16 protein-coding genes, 2 tRNA genes and 1 pseudogene are annotated in these 18,475 nt (G+C 63.4%); 11 read left to right on the forward strand and 8 right to left on the reverse strand.

The genetic code is table 11. The features are described from left to right. Positions 1–27: 27 nt before the first annotated feature. Together NKJ77_RS14940 and NKJ77_RS14945 are read right to left on the reverse strand one after the other, a co-directional pair. Positions 28–360 carry a lipid-A-disaccharide synthase N-terminal domain-containing protein gene (locus NKJ77_RS14940; RefSeq protein WP_023669132.1) on the reverse strand — a complete coding sequence of 111 codons (333 nt, stop codon included), beginning with the start codon at positions 358–360 and terminating at the stop codon, positions 28–30. Then, positions 353–1,087, reverse strand: a complete 735-nt coding sequence (locus NKJ77_RS14945) for a glycosyltransferase family 2 protein (RefSeq protein WP_023694104.1) — start codon at positions 1,085–1,087, stop codon at positions 353–355. The genes NKJ77_RS14940 and NKJ77_RS14945 overlap by 8 nt, the downstream gene beginning before the upstream one ends. Positions 1,088–1,341: 254 nt before the next feature. Between NKJ77_RS14945 and tyrS the strand changes: the two genes are divergently transcribed. Beyond that, positions 1,342–2,595, forward strand: a complete 1,254-nt coding sequence (tyrS, locus tag NKJ77_RS14950; protein WP_352535387.1) for a tyrosine--tRNA ligase — start codon at positions 1,342–1,344, stop codon at positions 2,593–2,595. 17 nt (positions 2,596–2,612) lie between these two features. Here tyrS and NKJ77_RS14955 read toward each other — a convergent pair whose 3' ends face one another. Then, the gene (locus NKJ77_RS14955) at positions 2,613–5,999 is read right to left on the reverse strand and encodes a hypothetical protein (RefSeq protein WP_352535388.1); all 3,387 of its coding nucleotides are present in this window, start codon (positions 5,997–5,999) and stop codon (positions 2,613–2,615) included. A 184-nt stretch (positions 6,000–6,183) separates the two neighbouring features. On the opposite strand from NKJ77_RS14955, the gene NKJ77_RS14960 reads away from it, so the two are divergent. The 3 genes and pseudogenes from NKJ77_RS14960 to NKJ77_RS14970 form a co-directional block, all read left to right on the forward strand. Further along, positions 6,184–6,651, forward strand: a complete 468-nt coding sequence (locus tag NKJ77_RS14960; protein ID WP_352535389.1) for a peroxiredoxin — start codon at positions 6,184–6,186, stop codon at positions 6,649–6,651. A 164-nt stretch (positions 6,652–6,815) separates the two neighbouring features. Then, on the forward strand, positions 6,816–8,099 hold the full coding sequence (locus NKJ77_RS14965; protein ID WP_023708648.1) for a M23 family metallopeptidase: 1,284 nt from the start codon (positions 6,816–6,818) through the stop codon (positions 8,097–8,099). A gap of 93 nt (positions 8,100–8,192) precedes the next feature. Further along, a pseudogene (locus NKJ77_RS14970) lies at positions 8,193–8,450 on the forward strand (ABC transporter permease); the annotation flags it as partial. Positions 8,451–8,497: 47 nt separating this feature from the next. On the opposite strand, the gene NKJ77_RS14975 reads toward NKJ77_RS14970, so the two are convergent. Continuing rightward, a complete protein-coding gene (locus NKJ77_RS14975; protein WP_352535390.1) occupies positions 8,498–9,679 on the reverse strand; it encodes a M24 family metallopeptidase in 1,182 nt (393 codons plus the stop codon). Between the two features lie 211 nt (positions 9,680–9,890). On the opposite strand from NKJ77_RS14975, the gene NKJ77_RS14980 reads away from it, so the two are divergent. The 5 genes from NKJ77_RS14980 (at position 9,891) to NKJ77_RS15000 (ending at position 14,838) form a co-directional block, all read left to right on the forward strand. After that, positions 9,891–11,057 carry an ROK family transcriptional regulator gene (locus NKJ77_RS14980; RefSeq protein WP_352500022.1) on the forward strand — a complete coding sequence of 389 codons (1,167 nt, stop codon included), beginning with the start codon at positions 9,891–9,893 and terminating at the stop codon, positions 11,055–11,057. Next, the gene (locus tag NKJ77_RS14985; protein WP_023669142.1) at positions 11,054–11,818 is read left to right on the forward strand and encodes an ATP-binding cassette domain-containing protein; all 765 of its coding nucleotides are present in this window, start codon (positions 11,054–11,056) and stop codon (positions 11,816–11,818) included. Before NKJ77_RS14980 ends, NKJ77_RS14985 begins: the two co-directional genes overlap by 4 nt. A 41-nt stretch (positions 11,819–11,859) precedes the next feature. After that, the gene (locus NKJ77_RS14990; protein ID WP_352535391.1) at positions 11,860–12,900 is read left to right on the forward strand and encodes a sugar ABC transporter substrate-binding protein; all 1,041 of its coding nucleotides are present in this window, start codon (positions 11,860–11,862) and stop codon (positions 12,898–12,900) included. Between the two features lie 158 nt (positions 12,901–13,058). Beyond that, positions 13,059–14,054, forward strand: coding sequence for an ABC transporter permease (locus NKJ77_RS14995; RefSeq protein ID WP_352535392.1), 996 nt, complete (start codon positions 13,059–13,061; stop codon positions 14,052–14,054). A 13-nt stretch (positions 14,055–14,067) separates the two neighbouring features. Next, positions 14,068–14,838 carry an SDR family oxidoreductase gene (locus tag NKJ77_RS15000; RefSeq protein ID WP_352535393.1) on the forward strand — a complete coding sequence of 257 codons (771 nt, stop codon included), beginning with the start codon at positions 14,068–14,070 and terminating at the stop codon, positions 14,836–14,838. On the opposite strand, the gene NKJ77_RS15005 is transcribed toward NKJ77_RS15000, so the two are convergent. After that, positions 14,839–15,660, reverse strand: coding sequence for a M15 family metallopeptidase (locus NKJ77_RS15005; protein WP_352535394.1), 822 nt, complete (start codon positions 15,658–15,660; stop codon positions 14,839–14,841). A 57-nt stretch (positions 15,661–15,717) separates the two neighbouring features. Here NKJ77_RS15005 and NKJ77_RS15010 point away from each other — a divergent pair, with 57 nt between their 5' ends. Further along, positions 15,718–16,299: a hypothetical protein gene (locus NKJ77_RS15010; RefSeq protein WP_245266122.1), complete on the forward strand. Its 582-nt coding sequence runs from the start codon at positions 15,718–15,720 to the stop codon at positions 16,297–16,299. 60 nt (positions 16,300–16,359) lie between these two features. On the opposite strand, the gene NKJ77_RS15015 is transcribed toward NKJ77_RS15010, so the two are convergent. After that, a tRNA-Val gene (locus tag NKJ77_RS15015) sits at positions 16,360–16,435 on the reverse strand. 218 nt (positions 16,436–16,653) lie between these two features. On the opposite strand from NKJ77_RS15015, the gene NKJ77_RS15020 reads away from it, so the two are divergent. Further along, positions 16,654–16,730, forward strand: a tRNA-Asp gene (locus NKJ77_RS15020). A gap of 45 nt (positions 16,731–16,775) precedes the next feature. Here NKJ77_RS15020 and NKJ77_RS15025 read toward each other — a convergent pair. Both NKJ77_RS15025 and NKJ77_RS15030 read right to left on the reverse strand, forming a co-directional pair. Beyond that, positions 16,776–17,963, reverse strand: coding sequence for a site-specific integrase (locus tag NKJ77_RS15025; RefSeq protein WP_023831318.1), 1,188 nt, complete (start codon positions 17,961–17,963; stop codon positions 16,776–16,778). Next, entirely contained in the window at positions 17,956–18,246 is a 291-nt protein-coding gene (locus NKJ77_RS15030) for a hypothetical protein (protein WP_023716020.1), read from the reverse strand. The genes NKJ77_RS15025 and NKJ77_RS15030 overlap by 8 nt, the downstream gene beginning before the upstream one ends. Between the last annotated feature and the right edge of the window lie 229 nt (positions 18,247–18,475).

Consider the following 18,475-nt stretch of genomic DNA (forward strand, 5'->3'; position numbering starts at 1 on the left):
CAGACTGAATTTGGCGGGACTGGTGGCTCAGTCGACCTTGGTCATCGCCGCCTTGCGCTCATTGGCGATGAGCCATAAATTTCTGACATAGATCACCATGCCCATGGCCTGGCCGGCGATGAACACCGGATCCTCACGCTGGATGGCGTAGACGAGCAGCAGCCCGCCGCCGAACAGCGAGAAGAACCAGAAAGCGATCGGCACGACGCTGCGCTTGGCCTTTTCCGAAGCGATCCACTGCACCAGGAAGCGCATGGTGAAGAAGAACTGGGCAACGAAGCCGAGCAGAACCCAGGCGTCGAACTGCTTGACGAAAACCTGGTGCAGCCAGGTCGCCAATTCCTGAAACACGTTAGCCATGCGTGATTTCCTCTACCTTTGGCATTCTGCGGCGCCGGCGCCGAAGCCACCAGACGCCGGCGAGATCGAGCGCGCCCTGCAGGCCGCGATCGAAGATGCCGTAATTCGACTTGCCGTGGCGGCGCGAGCGGTCGACGACGTCGCAATGGACGACGCGGTAGCCTTCCTGGATGACCAGGGCCGGAACGAAACGATGCGTGCCGTCGAAGAAGGGCAGTTTGCGCAGGATATCGGTGTGGATCGCCTTCAGGCCGCAGCCGGTGTCGCGGGTGTCGTCATGCAGGATCGCGCCGCGCAGCCAGTTGGCGAAACGCGATGCCAATTGCTTGATCTTGCTGTCGCGGCGCTTCAACCGCTGCCCCTGCGCGGCGCCGAAATCGGGCCCTGCCCGACGCAGCGCATCGACCAGCACGGGGATATATTGCGGGTCGTTCTGGCCGTCGCCGTCGATGGTGGCGATTATCGAGCCGCGCGCCGCCCAGGCGCCCGAGCGCACCGAAAGCGACTGGCCGGCGGATTTTTCGTGCCGAAGCTGGCGAAGCGGAAACGGCCGTGTGGCGGCTTCAGCGGCAAGCACCGAAGCGGTGTCGTCAGTCGAACCGTCATTGACAACGATGATTTCGAAGTCGCGCCCGGTCATCGCCGCCTCGATCTCGTCGATCAGCAGCGGCAGGTTCGCCGCCTCGTTGCGGCAGGGAATGACGATGGATATCAATGCGTCCGGCATATCGCGTCGGGCTCTGTCACAAGATATGGCATTCGGTGGATGCCGTGCGGTGCCGTTCCAGCGGATCGAACCCGTTGGCGCGGCGCCTCATTACGCCAGCCGACAGGATGAAGCAAGCATGCGCGGCAGTGCAGAATAGGCTGTCCATGCCGGCGCAAAATCGGAAACCACTTTTGCTTGACGCGCTTGGATGCTAAACGCCCGCGTTCAGGCCATGCCGGGCCGTTCGGACCCGGCGCTTTCAGGAAGAAACAATGCCCGCCTTCAAGTCCGATTTCCTGCGCGTTATGAGCGAGCGCGGCTTCATCCACCAGATTTCGGATGAGACCGGGCTGGATCAACTTTTCGCGAAGGAAACGGTGACTGCCTATGTCGGCTACGACGCCACTGCGACCAGCCTGCACATCGGCAATCTGATATCGGCGACCATGCTCTACTGGATGCAAGAGACCGGCCACCGGCCGATCGCGCTGATGGGCGGCGGCACCTCGATGATCGGCGACCCGTCCTTCCGTGACGACCAGCGCAGCCTTTTGACGCCCGAGGCGATCGCCACCAACATCGAAGGCATCAAGCGAATTTTTGGCCGCATCCTGCGCTTCGGCGACACTGGCAACGACGCCATCATGGTCAACAATGCCGACTGGCTGATGAAGCTCAACTATGTCGAGTTCCTGCGCGATGTCGGCCGCCACTTTTCGGTCAACCGGATGCTGACCTTCGACAGCGTCAGGCTGCGGCTCGAGCGCGAACAGTCGCTGTCCTTCCTCGAATTCAACTACATGATCCTGCAGGGCTATGATTTCGTCGAGCTCAGCCGCCGCCACGACTGCCGGCTGCAGATGGGCGGTTCGGACCAGTGGGGCAACATCATCAACGGCGTCGATCTCGGCCACCGCATGGGCTCGCCGCAGCTTTATGCGCTGACCACGCCGCTGCTGACGACATCGTCGGGCGCCAAGATGGGCAAATCGGCCAAGGGGGCGGTGTGGCTGAACGGCGACCTCTTCTCGCCCTATGATTTCTGGCAGTACTGGCGCAACACCGAGGATGCCGACGTCGAGCGCTTCCTGAAGATCTTCACCCGGCTGCCGCTGTCGGAGATCACGCGGCTGGCCGCCCTTGGCGGCTCGGAGATCAACGAGGCCAAGAAGGTGCTGGCCACCGAAACCACGGCCATCGTGCACGGCCGCGAGGCGGCGCAACAAGCCGAGGAGACCGCGCGCAAGACCTTCGAGGAAGGCGTGACGGCCGAAACGCTGCCGACCGTGGAAGTGGACGGCGCCGCGCTGGAAGCCGGCATCGGCATCCTGTCGCTGCTGGTCAGCGGGGGCCTTGCCGGGTCCAACGGCGAGGCAAGGCGTCACATACAGGGTGGCGCCGTGCGCCTCAACGACCAGCCGGTGGCGGACGACCGGCGGATGGTGACGCCTCAGGATTTGAGTCCGGAAAACGTCGCAAAGCTTTCAGTGGGCAAGAAAAAGCACGTGCTTGTGCGGCCTGCCTGAGCCGTCTTCTGGGATCCTCAGCGATACTCGAAGATCGACCGGAAAATGCCCGGCGCGATTACCGATAGCGGGTTGATGTCCAGCACCGGCTTGTTGGCGTTGCCCTTAAGCCGGTAGGTGACGCCGATCAGCCCGCGGTCGCGGCCATTGCCGAGCAGCGCGCCGACCAGCGGCAGTTCGCCAAAGATGCGGTTGAGGCCATAGGCCGGCATGAAGGTGCCGGTCATGTCCATATTGTTGTTCTGGTCGTAGAGCGTGCCTTGGAAGGTGGTGCCGATGCGCGGGCCGCGCAGCACGCCGTTGGCCAGCTTCAGGTAACCGCTGCCCTTGTCGATCTCGGTAAAGCCGCGCTCGAACTTTACCCGCGAAGTGTCGATCTTGCCCTTGACCGCTTCGTTCAGGCTGCGGCTGTCGCCGGTTGGCGTGGTCGAGACGATCGAGGCGAGCTTCGGTTCATTGACGATGAAGAAGTTGCTCGAATCGACCTGTCCACGCATCGGGCCGTCGGCTGCGCCGCTGAGCGCCAGCGTGATCGATCCGCCTTCCATATGCTCGTAGATGTTGAGGAAGCGCAATATGGCGCCTGCGTCGGCCGACTTCATGGTGAGCGCGCGAGCACCATTGCCTGCCGTATTGCTGATGGTGATGGCGGCGCCGGAACTTGCCGCGGCGCTGACCTTGAGCCTGTTCACCCTGGCGCCGGCGGCACTGTAGTCGAGCTTCAAATTGGACAGGACCTCGTCATGGAACCCGGTTAGCGAATTGACGTCGGCGCTGACCGAAACCGCGTCCGTGCCGGTGGTTTTGGTGGCGGTATCGACATCGGAGGTGAACTGCTTGATCAGCGAGCGGGCATCGAGCGCGTTGCCGCTGACATCGACTGCGAAGCCCTTGCCCGACCGCTTCACCGTCACGGCGACATCGTCGCCCCGGTTCAAGGCGACTTTGCTGAAGCGGGCCGAAGACAGCGCGCCCTTGACCAGGACGACATCGCCTTCGACCGAAAAGCTCTTTCCGTCGAGGTCGAAGTCGGACAGCGTCGTGGTATCGCCGGACTTGCTCATGGTAAAAGTGGCATTGGCGGGAATGCCCGGCCCCTTGCTCCAGCCTGCCCAGGGAATGTCCAGCCTGGCGCTCGTCAGGTCGACGTCGACGTTCTGGCTGCCGCCTTCGCCGCTCTTGTCGATTGCCACCTTGATGGTGCCGGAAATCAGCGGCGACAGGCCAGGCATGGCGATGGCGCGCGTCTTGTCGTCGAGCACAAGCGCCACCTTGCGGCTGCGCGGCGGCCCGCCATCCCTGAGCGGCTCAACCAGATCGAGCTCGGCTGGAATGCCGTTCAGCCGCGCCTTGGCAGAGATCACCGCCTTGCCGGGCCCGACTTCGATCGAGCCGTCGGCATCGGTCACCATCTGGCCTTCGAACGGCTTGGCGAGCGACAGGTCCTTGTAGTCGAGCGATACCAGCCAATCGAGCTTCGACGTGTCGACGCCGGATTGCAACGGAATGTCGGCCTTGACGTGGCCGGTCACCGTGCCCGACAGGTCGTCCGGCAAGATGCCGACATGGCGCATGGCGTTGATCGGTTCGTAGGAGGCAAGTTCGGCGATGGCCGGCGCCTCGCCGGCGACGTCGATGTCGAGCGCGCCGATCACCGGCGGGTGGTTTGCCGCCTTTACCGACAGTGTGCCATTGCTTGCCGCCACGGTGCGGCCGCTCGGCATATAGACGCTGCCCGACGACAGCGCGACGTCGACATCGTTGCCGTGGAAGGAAACGACGCCGACGGCATCGCGTATCGGCGGGATGCGGCCGGCGGTGTCGAAACGCGAGCCCTCGACCTGGAAGCGGCCGAACACCTCGTCGGCCGAAAGCGGCACGCCGTTGCCGAGACGCCCCGGCACGACCTGGAACTGCAGGCTGGCATCGACGACGCGGCCGCCAAACAGGTTCTGCAGCACCCACAGCCGCGCGTTCTTGGCCGAGAACCAGGGCCACAATTGCTTCACGTGCGAGACCGCCATGTCGTGGACGTTGAGCGACACCGAGATACCCGGCGGTCCGTTGTCGATGAAGGAAACCGCAGCGGTTCCCAGCACTTCGCTCCCCGATCCCGACCTGATGCCGATCTGGTCGGCGACAAGCTTGCGGCTCTTGATCTGATAGACGCCGGCGATGCGGGCGAAGAAATTCAGCGCCGGCTCGGGCGATTCCGAAGGCGCCAGCGTCGAGCCGTCGCTGGTCAGGTCGTAACGATAGGAAGGCTCCTCGCCGGCCGCGCCGGTCGACGGCTTTGGCCCGATCGAGCCGGCGAAATTGAACGCCGAGCGCCCGGTCTTTAGAACCAGCCTGCCGACATCGATCTTGTTGGAGCCGGAGACAAGGGCGGCGTCGACATCGACATCGGCCGGCAACAGCCCGCGTGTGCCGAGGTCGAGCACCGAGCCGGTTAGCGACAGCGAGCCCGTCAGCCGCGAATCGGTCTCGCCCGAGCCTTCGGATCCCGTGAGCTTCAAAGCCATCGCGCCGGTTCGCCCGCCGGCCGCCGGCGTTGTCTCCGCGACATCCGCCATGTCGATGGCGGCGTTCAAGGCGGTAACGCGCATCGAGCTCGTATCGCGGGTGGCGGTGGCCGTGACGGTGAGCGCGCGGCCATCGACATCCGCCTCGGACGAGAACTCCATGCTGCCGGGGCCTGACTGCAGCACCGTGGCGTTGGCGATCGTGACCAGCTTGACCGATCCGGCCTCGGGCAGCTCGAACGCGACATTTCTAAGATCGATGCGGCGCATCGAATCCTCGCGCACGGCATCGAGTGCACGATTGACGTCACTGAAGACGGCGGCGGCCAGTTTTTCCGGATCGATGAGACCGTCTTGATTGCGCAGGCGCGCTGTCCAGTCACCACCCGACGGCATTGCCGCGGTGACGATATGGGCGTCGGAAATCCTGGCGCTGGTCAGCCGAACCTCGCCCGAAAGCAGCGGGATCAACCGGATGCCGAAGCGGACGCGCCCGGCATCGGCCATCGGCTTGCCGTCGGCCGTCTCGACGCTGACATCCTTGACCTGCAGCGCAATGAAGCTCGATCCGTCAAGTGTCAGGCTGGCAGGACCGACGGCGACTTTGACGTCGAAACCGGCCAGTTTCTCGATCGCCGTTTCGGCTTCCAACCGCAGCCGTTCGCTGCCGATGCCGGTGGCGCCGATGACGTAGACGGCGGCCGCTGCCAGCAGCACAAGGGCTCCAATGCCGGCAAACAGCCGGGCAAGGATGCGAAAGCCGCGGCCGATCCGTGCCTTGCCGAGCGGCGGCACGCGGCAAGCGGACGGGAAAGCCCCCAGGTCGGTGATCTCGTCACGCCTGAACCGGATTTTCTCGTGCTGCGGTTCTTCCTGATCCACGCAATTTTCCGTTGTGCGAATTCGATCGTGGACGAATCCCCGCCCGACACTATGACGACGCAGGCTAGAGCATGATGCCGAAAAGTGTGAGGCGGTTTTCTCGGACAAACGGTTTCCGTTTGTCCAGACATCATGCTCTATCTCTTTGATTTATGGCCGCGTAACCTCAAACAAGGGCATCGATATGGCTGATCTCGACATTGGCGACGTTGCGCCGCAATTCGATCTTCCGCGCGACGGCGGCGGCTCACTCAGCCTTGCCTCGATGCGGGGGAAGCCCGTTGTACTTTATTTCTATCCGCAGGACGACACCACAAGTTGTACCAATGAGGCGATCAGCTTTTCGCAGCTGAAGCCGGAGTTCGAAAAGGCCGGCGCCGTGGTGATCGGCCTGTCGCCGGACAGCGTGAAGAAGCACGACAAGTTCAAAACCAAATACGATCTCACCGTCGACTTGGTTGCCGACGAGGCGCGCAAGGTGATCGAGGCCTACAATCTGTGGGTCGAGAAGACGATGTATGGCCGGAACTATATGGGCGTCGAGCGGGCGACGTTCCTGATCGGCAAGGACGGGCGGATCGCCGGGATCTGGCGCAAGGTCCGGGTGAAAGGCCATGCCGAAGCAGTGCTGGAGGCGGTCCGCGCGCTCTGAGGCGCCACCGATCTGGCCAACGCCGCGCAGTGCATTAGGGGCATAAGACATATATGCGGTTGGCTGACACCGTTGGTCACTAGCGCGCCCGCGACGGCAAAACTTTGTTAACCCTAATAATGTGTAATCGGGCTTCGTTGGTGTCGTAACGAAAGCTTGGTCCCGTGAACCTAACCGGTCAGTCAGCGGTCTTCGGCAGGCGCAAGGAGCCGCATACGGTCATCATTGCGCGGGGCAATGAAATACGGCATTTCACCATCCGGCCGTGGCTCGTCGCCTTTCTCGGCTCGGCACTGGCGGCGATCGCCATCGGCTATCTCTTGGCGACCTCCTATCTCGTACTGCGCGACGATCTGATCGGCGCCACCACGGCCCGGCAGGCGCGCATGCAGCAGGCCTATGAAGATCGCATTTCCGCATTGCGCGCGCAGGTCGACCGCATCACCAGCCGCCAGCTTCTCGACCAGAAACTGATGGAAACCAAGGTCAGCGAATTGATCGAGCGGCAGAGCCAGCTCAGCCAGCGCCATGGCCGCCTCGGCCCGATTCTCGAGCGGGCCGAAAACGAAGTCGGGACGCTGCCAACCGCTGATGCCGCAGCGACAACAAAACCCGACGAACATGCCGAACTGACTGGCGGCGAGCCACTCGCCTATTCGGTCGCCAGCCTTGGTTCGGGCGACACCAGGCCATTCTCGCTGTGGTCGACACGTTCCGATCCGCTGCCCAGCGAAACGGCTGCGGACCGCGCCGACAAATTGTTCGTCTCGATCAATGATTCACTGAAGGCTATCGAGAGCCAGCAACTCACCCGCATCGAAACCCTGGCCGACAACGCCTACAAGAACGCCGATGCCATCACCCAGGCGCTGGAAGCGGCCGGTCTGCCGGTCGACAGTGATTTCGGCAAAAACGAAAGCGATGTCGGCGGACCGCTGATCCCGCTTGACAGCTCGATGATGTTCGACAGCAAGGTCAAGGAACTGGACGAGGCGCTGGATACGCTCGACCAGTTGAAGAAAGAGGCGCGGCGGCTGCCGCTCGCCAACCCGGCGCCGGGCCACTCCGTCACCAGCCCGTTCGGCGTGCGCACTGACCCCATCCTCGGCACCGCTGCCCTGCACTCGGGCATGGATTTCCGCGCGCCGGTCGGCATGGCAGCCAAGGTCACGGCGGCCGGAATCGTTACCAAGGCCGGCTGGAACGGCGGCTATGGCCGCATGGTCGAGGTCGATCACGGCAACGGCTTTGCCACGCGCTACGGCCATCTGAGCGAGATCGACGTTGCCGTCGGCCAAAAACTCGCAGCCGGCGACATCATTGGCAAAACCGGCAGCAGCGGCCGTTCGACCGGCCCGCACCTGCACTACGAAGTCCGCCACAATGGCGAGGCCATCGACCCGCTGCGCTTCCTGACCGTCGGCAAGAAGGTCGAGCAGTATCTGTAGGGTCAAGCCAGGCGGCTGGTTGCACGCCCCCGCCTCCTTCACCCGTTGTACCATCCTGTTGTTTGGCAATCCGACATCGCGTGCTCCGGCGTCACGTTCTGGAGCCTGCGGCTGCCGCGCGCTTTGCCGATGCTGTTCTCATCGCTGAGGATTGCCTCGGCCACCGCCGTGATCGGCGCCATTGTCGGCGAATGGATCGGCTCCGACCAAGGACTTGGCGCGCTGATCGTCCAGGCGTCCTTCAACTACCAGTCGGACCGCCTCTACGCGGCGATCGTGCTGTCATCGGGCCTGTCGATCGTCCTGTTTTGTCTTGTGGTGCTGATCGAGCGCCGGACGATCCAATATTGAGCAGATGCGTCAGGCGGGTCGCGGTGGCGTCCGTCGTGGCTGACCGGTCAGGATTTGACATGGATGTCTCGCGGGAATTTGGTCAGCGTCTCATGGCCGGTCTCGGTCACCAGAATGGTCTCGCTGATCTCGATGCCCCAGCCATCCATCCACATGCCAAGAATGGAGTGCAGGACGTTGCCGGGTTGCAGCGCGGTCTTGTCGCCGGGCCGCAGGCTGATCGTGTGCTCGCCCCAATCCGGGGGATAAGCGACGCCGATGGAGTAGCCGATGCGCGATTCCTTCTTCAGCCCGTAGCGCTGGATAACCTTGCGCCATGCGGCCTCGACCGCTTCGGCTGTGGTCCCCGGCCTGACCGCGTCGAGCACCGCATCCATGCCTTCGATCACCGCCTTTGCGGTGTCGGCGACACGGGCCGGCGTCTTGCCGAGCTGCATCGTTCGGGCGAGGCCTGCGGCATAGCGGCGGCAGACACCGGCGAGTTCGAGCGCGATCGTCTCGTCCTTGCCGAACCTCCGGTCGCTCCACATGATGTGCGGAGCCGATGCATTCTCGCCGCCGAGGATCGTCGGCGGAAGTGCCGTGATGTCGCCGGCGAAGTCTGGACTGCCGGCAATCTGCGCCGCCTGGATCGCGGCAATCGCATCGCATTCGCGCACGCCTGGCGCGATGACTTCGAAGGCCCGCGCGACAGCTGCTTCAGCCAAGGTCGACGCCTTGCGCAGGTAGGCGATTTCCGGCGCGGATTTCACGGCGCGGATCCAGTTCACCAGGAGATCGGCGTCGTGCCATTTCGCATTGGGCAGGCCAGCGACCAGCCGGGCATGCGCCTTCGGCGAGAAATAATAAGCTTCGAGCTCGATGCCGATATGTCTCGCGCCCCAGCCCTTGGCGACGATCCAGGCCGCCATCCAGTCCATCGGATGGCGATCGGCTCGCTGCACGTGGTCTTCGGGGAAGCCGACCACATTCTCCGGCTTCATCCAGGCCGTCAGCAAGCCGCCTGCCGCATCCATGGCGCGGCCGATCCAGACCGGCTCGGCCTCGTTTTCGATCGGGACCAGCACGACCTGCGGCGTGTAGAACGACCAGCCGTCATAGCCGGTGATGTAATGCTGGTTGGCGACATCGTTGACGACCAGCAGTTCCAGCCCACGCGCCGCCATCTCGGCGCGGATCTTCTTGAGCCGCCGCTGGTACTCATCGCGCGCAAAAGGCAATTCGATCATCGGTTTTCCTGCTGGATTGTTGGCCGGCGAGCCCCGCGCCCGCCTGACGTCATTCACCATTGCGGTGGTTTCAGCCCGGCTGCAATCGGCCAGCGCGGCGCATGGGACAGGTCCTGCACCGCGTCCGGGAACCATTCCGAATTATTTTTGAATTCCATTTGACTGAATAAATTGCCTGTGCAAGTCTTGGTCTTCCTAAGGGGCGCGGGACATGGCACTGCGGGGAACCAATCAGGAGTTCGGACGGCCCTACAACCGGCGCATCGTGCTGGAGTCCATCCGTCTTCACGGTCCCATCGCCCGCGGCGACATTGCCAGCCGGGTCGGCCTCACCGTCCAGACCGTATCGACCATCGTTCGCGAACTCGAAGAGCACGGCTATGTGCTGTCGCTGCGCGAAGAGCCGCGCGGACGCGGGCTGCCGCCGGCGACGCTCAGGATCAACCCCGAGGGCGGCTATGCCGTCGGCGTCCACCTCACCCCGCTAGGGATCGACGCGGCGCTCATCAATCTCAGCGGCGATGTCATCGAGAGCATGCATCGCGAGGCGCCGCATGCGACGCCCAACCATGCCTTCGAGCTGATCGGCGCGATGGTGCCGGAGTTGACGGCGCTGCGGCCCGGCGGGCGCGTGCTCGGCATCGGCATGGCGCTGCCTGGACCGTTCGGCGTGGAGTCGATGAGCTTCGTCGGCCCGACGACCATGGCCGGCTGGAAGGATGTCGCGCTGCCGGAACGGCTGGCGGCGTCGACCGGGCTGCCGGCCTTCTTCGAAACCGACATGGCGGCGGCCGCCATGGGGGAACGGCTTTACGGTCTCGGCTCCGGTTATTCCGAATACTACTACCTCTATTTCGGCGTCGGCCTCGGCGGCGTCATCGTGCATGACGGCGCGGTGATGCGCGGCGCCTGGGGCAATGCCGGCGAAATCGGACACATCCCTGCCGTTCCCGGCGGCGAGCCTTGCCCATGCGGCAACAGCGGCTGCCTCGAACGGTATCTCTCGCTGGAAGCACGTCGCCGCCGCAACATCAGCGACGCCGCCTGGGTGGCCGAGATCGCGCCGATCTTCCGCAACGCCATCGTCACAATCGAGAATATATTCGACCCCGAAACCGTGATCCTCGGCGGGCTTGCGCCCACAGACCTGCTCGAAAAGCTGGTCGGCGCGGCCGGACAGTTCCCCAATTCGGTCTCGGCGCGGCGCGACCGCAAGACACCGCGCGTGACGGTGGCGACCGGCGGCAAGCATTCGGTGCTGCGGGGCGCTGCCGCATTAGCCGTTTCGGGCGTGCTGTCGCCGCGCTTCGGCCAGATGTTCATTGCCGAGCGCGAGCGCCGGTCCGACCTCATGCACAGCAAGGGAGTGGCGGCATGACCGAACCGCTGCTGGTACTCGAAAACGTCACCAAGAATTACGGCGCCATTCATGCGCTGAGGGGCATCAGCTTCTCGATCGGCAAGGGCGAAGTCGTGGCGCTGCTCGGCGACAACGGCGCCGGCAAGTCGACACTGGTCAAGATCATCGCCGGCGGCCTCGAGCCGAGCTCCGGCCGCATGCTGTTCGAGGGCAAGGAATTCCTGGCGAAAACGCCGGCCGAGGCCAAGGCTGCCGGCATCGAGACCGTCTACCAGGACCTGTCGCTCTGCACCAATGTCGACGTCGTCGCCAATTTCTTCATGGGCCGCGAAATCACCCGCAAGGTTCTCGGTGTCCCCATCCTCGACGAGCGCGCCATGGAGGCCGTGGTCGGCAAGGCGCTGGCAAGTGCCGGCACCCGCATCCCGTCGCTGCGCACCAATGTCGAGCATCTCTCGGGCGGCCAGCGCCAGGCCATCGAGCTCAACCGCTTCGTCCATTGGGGCGGCAAGCTGGTGCTGCTTGACGAGCCGTTCGCGGCCCTCGGCGTCGAGCAGACCAGGCGCGGTCTCGAGATGATCCGCCAGGTGGCCAACCAGGGCATCGGCGTCGTCATCATCACCCACATCATGCAACAGGCTTTCCAGGTCGCCGACCGGATCGTGGTGATCCGGCAAGGCGTCGTGGCCGGCGATGTCGCACGCAACAAAACAAGTCCCGATGCGGTGATCAACATGATCACCGGTGAGACGCTTGCCGGTGCCGGACCGGCAGGTTGAGGGACAAAAGAGGGGTCCGGTATAAAAGAGGAGCGAACGACATGAAGCGAATACTGGTTCTTGTCTTCGGTATCCTGGCACTGGCTCTTGCCTCGCTCACGCCGGCAATGTCCCAGACCAAGGGAACCGTCTATTATATGGTCCCGACCCTGCTCGATGAATTCCAGACCGGCTCGGTGAGCGCGCTGGAGCTGTTCCTCAAGCAGGTCGGCTATGAGGTGAAAACACTCAACGCCGACAACAAGACCGACGCGCAGCAATCGCAGATGAACGACGTCATTGCGCTGAAGCCGGCGGCGATCATCCTGGCCGCCGTCGATTTCAACGCGCTGAAGCCGTCCATCGAAGCGGCGCGTGCAGCCGGCATCCCGGTGGTCGAGTTCGACCGCCAGATCACCTCGACCCCGTCCGATTTCACCTCGGTGGCGGGCACGGTCGAGACCGGCTACGTCGCCGCCGAGCAGGCGCAAAAGCTTCTGACCGCCAAGAACGGTTCTGTGAAGGGCAAGATCCTGCAGGTGCTCGGCGATCCCGGCGATCCCTACACGCTCGACATCCAGAAGGGTTTCGAGGAGAAGTTGAAGGCGTTTCCGGACGTCAAGATCATCTCGCTGCCGGCCATGCAGTGGGAAGCCAGCAATGCCGGCACCATCGTTGCCGACCAGATGCTCGCCAACCCCGATATCGACCTGATCTTCAGCCATGCCGCGCACCTCTCGGTTGCAGCCGTCGCCTCGCTCGAGGCCGCCGGCAAGAAGCCGGGCGACGTCATGTTGATGAGCTCGAACGGCGCTCCGGTCGGTCTCGACCTGATCCGCAAGGGCTGGCTCAATGTCGAAGTCGAGCAACCGCTCTACGCGCAGGCCGCAGCCGTCGCCATGTTCATGGACAAGATCGCCGGCAAGCAGGAAATCAAGCCTGGCGAGTATGACGTGCTCGGCTTGAAGTCGACCGTGACCAAGGAGAGCTGGGGCCCCAACATCAAGATCCCGGGCGCCGCCATCACCAAGGAAAACGTCGACAATCCGGCCTTCTGGGGCAACCAGAAGCCGCCGACGGACACGATCAAGTCTGTCGAATAGTCGCTTAGCGAAGCGCTCCGGGCCATTGCGGCCCGGAGCCTGCCCTTCACGACGCCGTGTCCAGGACGCCGTGGCGAACCTAAACCCGCGCCTGAACCCGACGAAATCGAGTTGATTTCTCAGCCTGATTTTCTCGGGGGCGCCAACCGGATCAGCCCATGAACCCGCGCAGCCGCAAAGCCCTGGAGTTCGTTCTCGACAACCTCGTCTGGTTCATGCTGATCTTTGTGCTGGTTGTCTTTTCCGTCTTCGTCCCCAACTACTTCCAGCTCGGCATCTTCGCCAACATCATCGAGGCCTCGAGCGTTCTCGGCGTGATGTCGATCGGCCTGTCGCTGGTCATCATTGCCGGCCATATGGACCTGTCGGTGGAATCGGTGGCCGCACTCAGCGCCATGGCGGTCGGCATCCTGTTCTGCTCATCGGGCATCGGCATGGGCATACAGCTCAATCCGCAATGGCTGATGGTTCCGGTTTCGCTGCTGGTTGCGCTGGCCGTCGGCGGCCTCATCGGCGCCTTGAACGGCTATCTCGTGGTCAAGGTGAAGATGAGCGCCTTTATCATTACGCTGGCGTCCTACATCTGGGTGCGCGGCCTGGTGCTGGTGATTTCCGGCGGCCGCTCGGCACAGGATCTGGCGCCGGCCATCCGCTGGTTCGGCATCCAGCGAATGGCCGGCCTGCCGCTGACCGCCTGGATCGCCGTCGCCTGTTTCGTCCTGTTCTCGATGATCATGGCCAAGACGCCGTTCGGCCGCCACCTCGTGATGATCGGCGGCAACGAGACCGCGACCTTCCGCGCCGGCATCCGCGTCAACCGCAATCTGATCATCGCCTTCGTACTTGCCGGCGCCATTGCCGGCCTCGCCGGCTGGCTGCTCGCCATCCGCACCTCGGGCGCCACCGCCAATCTCGGCACCGGGCTGTTGTTCAACGCCTTTGCCGCGGTCGTCATCGGCGGCGTCAGCCTGAAAGGCGGTGTCGGCACCTTGCCCGGCGTCTATGCCGGCGTGCTGCTGCTCTCCTCCATCAACACGGCAATCAACCTGATGGGCCTGCCGGCCAATTTCACCCAGGTGATCCATGGCCTGCTGGTGCTCGCCGCCGTGCTGCTCGACGCCTTCAAGCAAACCATTCGCCAAAGACTCGCATGACAGGACAGCTCACATGACCGGACGGCTGCAAGACAAGGTCGCGCTGATCGTCGGCAGCGCGCGCGGCATCGGCAAGGGCATCGCCCAGCGCTTTGCCGAAGAAGGCGCAAGGCTGGTCCTGGCCGACAGCGAGGCCGAAGCCGGCCAGGCGACCGCGGACGAGCTCGGCGCGGATTTCATTCGCACCGACATCTCGCAAATGGCCGATGCAGAAGCTGCGGTGGCGCTGGCGCTGAGCCGCCATGGCCGCCTCGACATCGTCGTGCAGAATGCCGGCATCTATCCCTGGCAGCTGATCGAAAACACCAGCCCGGACGACTGGGACCGGGTGATGGCGGTCAATCTGCGCGGCACGTTCAACGCCACGCTGGCGGCGCTGGCGCCGATGAAGGCGCAAGGTTACGGGCGCATGCTCTACACCTCGTCGATCACCGGTCCGCACGTCACCAGCCCCGGCCACGGCCACTATGCCGCCAGCAAGGCCGGCATCAACGGCTTCATCCGCTCGGCGGCGCTGGAATTTTCGGGCTACGGCATCACCGTCAACGGCGTCGAGCCCGGCAACATCCTGACCGAAGCGATCGAGCTGCATCGCGGCGCCGCCTACATCAAGAACATGGAGGATTCGATCCCGCTCGGACGCCTCGGCAGTCCGCGCGACGTCGCCAACGCCTTCCTGTTCCTCGCCTCCGACGATGCCAGCTACATCACCGGCACCACCATCGTCGTCGACGGCGGCCAGTTGCTGCCCGAAGGCAAGGATTTCCGGCTGCTGCCGCCGTGATCAGCCGGATTTCTTGTACAGCAGCAACTCAGGCCGGTACTCGAAGTGCATGGTGTCGTAGTGATACCAGCGCCCGCCCCAGATGAAGCCGTTTTTCTCGAACAATTCCACGATTTCCAGCGGAATCCGGTTCTTGAAGGGAATGTGGGCCTTCGGGTTGGTTTTGTTCCTGTTGTTGTACCAATAGTCGGAGAAGCCGACATTGATATCGAAGGCCGCTCCGAACGAGTGAACGCTCAACCGGTCGGTGCCGGCGATCGGCCGCCAGACAAAGCCGCCGCCGGGCTTGAGCCCGTAACGGCTCAGTTCCGCGGGCATCGCCTCAAGCGCAGCGGAGACCTTGCCCAGCCGGTCGTTGATGCCGAAAATCCTGGTGACCTGCACGGTCTTCTCGCCGAGCTTCGGCAACCATTTGACGTTGGCGATGTGCTTGCCCACCTCGGCGGCACTTGCCCCGTAGAGCTTCTCGAAGAAAGGTTCATTGCGGATACGGCCGGGATCGAAATCCTCCGCCGGGACCAGCGCGCCCTCGGCTGCTCTGGGATAGACGTAGCGAAACATGTCTTCGATGTCGGGGCTCTCAAGCAGCGCGTCGGCGTCGCGCGCCTTGCCGTCGTCCCACATCATCGTGGTGCCGTCGGTCCAGGACAGCACATTGCCCGAGATGGTGAAAAGTCCGGGATAGGCCTTGAGCAAGGCAGCCTTGGCGGCCGGCTGGTCGACGCCGTCGCCCGCATTCCCTGCATAGGCGAAGCGTCCAGTGCCGACGATTGCCAATGCGAACAGCAACCGCAGCATCAGGCGCCCTGGATGATCCATCATTGTCCTGCCTTCCCGGAGGGCTTTCGTTCATCGTGTATTTAACAAGGCTGCTGTACCATGCTGGTCGAATCGAACGGGAGACAAATCGTGTCAAAAACCTTCAATGCTTTGATCCGGATGACGTTTACATTCATCTGCCTGGTCGGCCTGGCCTCGTCCGTCTCTATTCTTTTTCCAGCCACCGCATCCGCCCAGCGGATGCAGCGATGCGCCGACGAAGGCGAAATCTGCCGCCTGCCCTACCCCTCGGAAGTGGTCTACGGCGCGCGCGGGCAGACCACTTCGCGCTTCATCGATCGTCGTGCCGTGCCGTGTACGAATCGCGTCTTTGGGGACCCGGCGCCTGGCCGCGACAAGGCTTGCTACATCGTGAGGCGCGGCGGCGGTAACGACTATGGCGACAGTGATGACGACGACGACAATTACGGCGATGATGATTACGGCCAGGGCCGCGGCAGATGGGTGGCCTGCGCCCGGGAGAATCAGTTCTGTGATTTCCGTGGCCGCCAAGTGGTCAGATACGGAGCGCGCGGTCGGTTCACGCAAGGCGTTTTCAGGAACGGCGTGCGCTGCGGCAACGATGCCTTTGACGAGGATCCCGCTCCGCGTGCGAAGAAGACCTGCTACATCAGGAAGTAGACAGGTGCCGGCATGAAAGGGGGTGTGGCTCTTTGAGGCCGCGCCCGGAATCCGGGATCTTGGTGGGCGATGACGGGCTCGAACCGCCGACATCTTCGGTGTAAACGAAGCGCTCTACCAACTGAGCTAATCGCCCGCTCCGGCCGGACCTTTAAGCGGTCGCAACCGGCTTCGCAAGGCCAAATGAACAGCTGCGAGCTTAGCCGCACAGTGGTTTTCGCGGGCAAAGTGCCGCCCGTCAAAAAACCTTCTCCTCTTTGCGTTTATGCTGTCCAGCTGCGCTTGACACCCGGTGGCGAACCCCTTATCCACCGCCCCAACGACGAACACGGCTGACACGTGCTCGTCCAATGCGCGGGTGTAGCTCAGTTGGTTAGAGTGCCGGCCTGTCACGCCGGAGGTCGCGGGTTCGAGCCCCGTCACTCGCGCCATTAATTTCAAGGGGTTAGCTACCGCCCCTTGAAAAGTTTCAACTCTCATTCTGCGGAGAGTTTCAACTTTCTGTATTCGTTCCGTTCCAGGCCAAGCAGCTTTCTGCCCTTGCGGCGGCTGGCATCGGCTGAGCGGACGGCGGCCAGATTGACCGGCATATAGGTCTTCTGCAGCCCCTTGTTCCCGTCGATCGAATTGCCCATCTTGGCCGAGATTGCCTCGACCGACGCGCCTCCGGCATTCGCCTCGACCGCGCCGGAACGCCGCATGTCCATCAGCCGCCGCTTCTCCGATGTCCCGAACACCAGCGTGCGCAGATCGGCAAAGTCGTCGACCAGAGAATCCTTCGTGTAAGGCACGCCGGCGCGCGGCCGGCCGCCCTTCGGGCCCGGCGCGAAACCGCGCGAGCGAAAGATCGGCGCATCGTCAAGCAGGGTGACGCCTAGTGATTCGACATAGGCCAGCACCAGGCGCTGCGTGCGTGACGACAGCGTGCCGACAGCCGCCTCGCCACTCTTGCTGCGTGCAATCAGAAAACCCCATTCCTGTGCTGTCTGCATTGCCTGCGCCGGTGTGAGCGTGCGCACGTCGACGGGTGAGAAGCTCGTGTCCCACGCAACGGCGATGATGCAGGCCAGTCCGCGGTAGCCGGCGCGCCAGGCGCCCTTGACCATGCGCACCGCCTCGCCTGCCGTCCAGGTCTGGTGGCGCGGTGGTGGCGTCTGGCGGCGGATCGCCTGCGATGGGTCGGAGCCGGGCGGGCATAGCTTCATGCCGGCCATGACATTATAGAGCGAACGCCACGTCTTTACGGCACGGTAGGCGATGTCGACACCTTTGACCCGCAGCAGACGGCCATACCAGTCGTCGAGCAGCTCGAGGGTGATGTCGGCTGGCGGCAGGTCGGCGAAGTACGGCTCGATGAAGGTCCAGCCGCGCTCCCGATCCTCGCGGGTGCGCGGTGGCTTGCGCTTCCATGCATCCATGCGGCGATAGCGTGCAAAGGCGTCTCCGATGGAATCCTTTGGCCATACATGCAGGCGCGACGGCTCCCTGCCCTTGCGGAGTTCCTGCCAGCGGTCTTCCCACTCCTTGGCGATCGTCCAGGCCTCAGGCCCGTCGACCCCACAGGAAATGCATCTGAAGCCAGCTTCGACCATCTTCGGCGTCGGCAGCCAGTAGCCGTATTTGCCCTTACGGATGACGTAGTGCTTCAACTTGATCTTACCCAAGGGTCGCCAGCCTCGCTCTTGCAATGTCGATGCTAGACTGCGCGCCGGATCCTGATCCTGCAAGACCCGAGCGTCGATCGAGCCAGGCGTCGATCGCAACCATGTCGTAGTTGCCGGTAATTGGGCAGGCCTTGGGAAAGCCTTGATCCTGCAACGCGGGCAGCAATTCCATGAATTCCCGCAGCGTCAGGTGGAGATAACGCGCCGCCTTGATCGCCGGCACGAGCCGCGGCTGTACCGGGAAGCGGATAGATGACGGTTGTAATGTGTGGGTTTGGCTCATGGCACCAAAACTCTATCCACCGTCCATCGGGACGGCGGATGGGCGCTTGTCGTTGAGCGGGTGTGAATTTCGCCCGTGTCAGCACCTCCGCCGCACAGCATGCGATTTTCCTACTCCGTGATCTCGTTATTCCTGCATCGAGGGTGAATGAGGCTTAGAATAACGGCCTTTTTCCCCCATGCCTATTCGTCCAATCCTTAATTCGCAGAATCGGCGGCCACAGGGCGAG

The organism is Mesorhizobium sp. M0052 (genome assembly GCF_040323255.1).
Taxonomy (GTDB): Bacteria; Pseudomonadota; Alphaproteobacteria; order Rhizobiales; family Rhizobiaceae; genus Mesorhizobium.

What these genes read in the sequence shown, in the direction of transcription:
- NKJ77_RS14940 (WP_023669132.1), bottom strand. Translation starts at nt 360, where the DNA reads ATGGCTAACGTGTTTCAGGAATTGGCGACCTGGCTGCACCAGGTTTTC.
- NKJ77_RS14945 (WP_023694104.1), bottom strand. Translation starts at nt 1,087, where the DNA reads ATGCCGGACGCATTGATATCCATCGTCATTCCCTGCCGCAACGAGGCG.
- tyrS (WP_352535387.1), top strand. Translation starts at nt 1,342, where the DNA reads ATGCCCGCCTTCAAGTCCGATTTCCTGCGCGTTATGAGCGAGCGCGGC.
- NKJ77_RS14960 (WP_352535389.1), top strand. Translation starts at nt 6,184, where the DNA reads ATGGCTGATCTCGACATTGGCGACGTTGCGCCGCAATTCGATCTTCCG.
- NKJ77_RS14975 (WP_352535390.1), bottom strand. Translation starts at nt 9,679, where the DNA reads ATGATCGAATTGCCTTTTGCGCGCGATGAGTACCAGCGGCGGCTCAAG.
- NKJ77_RS14980 (WP_352500022.1), top strand. Translation starts at nt 9,891, where the DNA reads ATGGCACTGCGGGGAACCAATCAGGAGTTCGGACGGCCCTACAACCGG.
- NKJ77_RS14985 (WP_023669142.1), top strand. Translation starts at nt 11,054, where the DNA reads ATGACCGAACCGCTGCTGGTACTCGAAAACGTCACCAAGAATTACGGC.
- NKJ77_RS14990 (WP_352535391.1), top strand. Translation starts at nt 11,860, where the DNA reads ATGAAGCGAATACTGGTTCTTGTCTTCGGTATCCTGGCACTGGCTCTT.
- NKJ77_RS14995 (WP_352535392.1), top strand. Translation starts at nt 13,059, where the DNA reads ATGAACCCGCGCAGCCGCAAAGCCCTGGAGTTCGTTCTCGACAACCTC.
- NKJ77_RS15000 (WP_352535393.1), top strand. Translation starts at nt 14,068, where the DNA reads ATGACCGGACGGCTGCAAGACAAGGTCGCGCTGATCGTCGGCAGCGCG.
- NKJ77_RS15005 (WP_352535394.1), bottom strand. Translation starts at nt 15,660, where the DNA reads ATGATGGATCATCCAGGGCGCCTGATGCTGCGGTTGCTGTTCGCATTG.
- NKJ77_RS15010 (WP_245266122.1), top strand. Translation starts at nt 15,718, where the DNA reads ATGCTGGTCGAATCGAACGGGAGACAAATCGTGTCAAAAACCTTCAAT.
- NKJ77_RS15030 (WP_023716020.1), bottom strand. Translation starts at nt 18,246, where the DNA reads ATGAGCCAAACCCACACATTACAACCGTCATCTATCCGCTTCCCGGTA.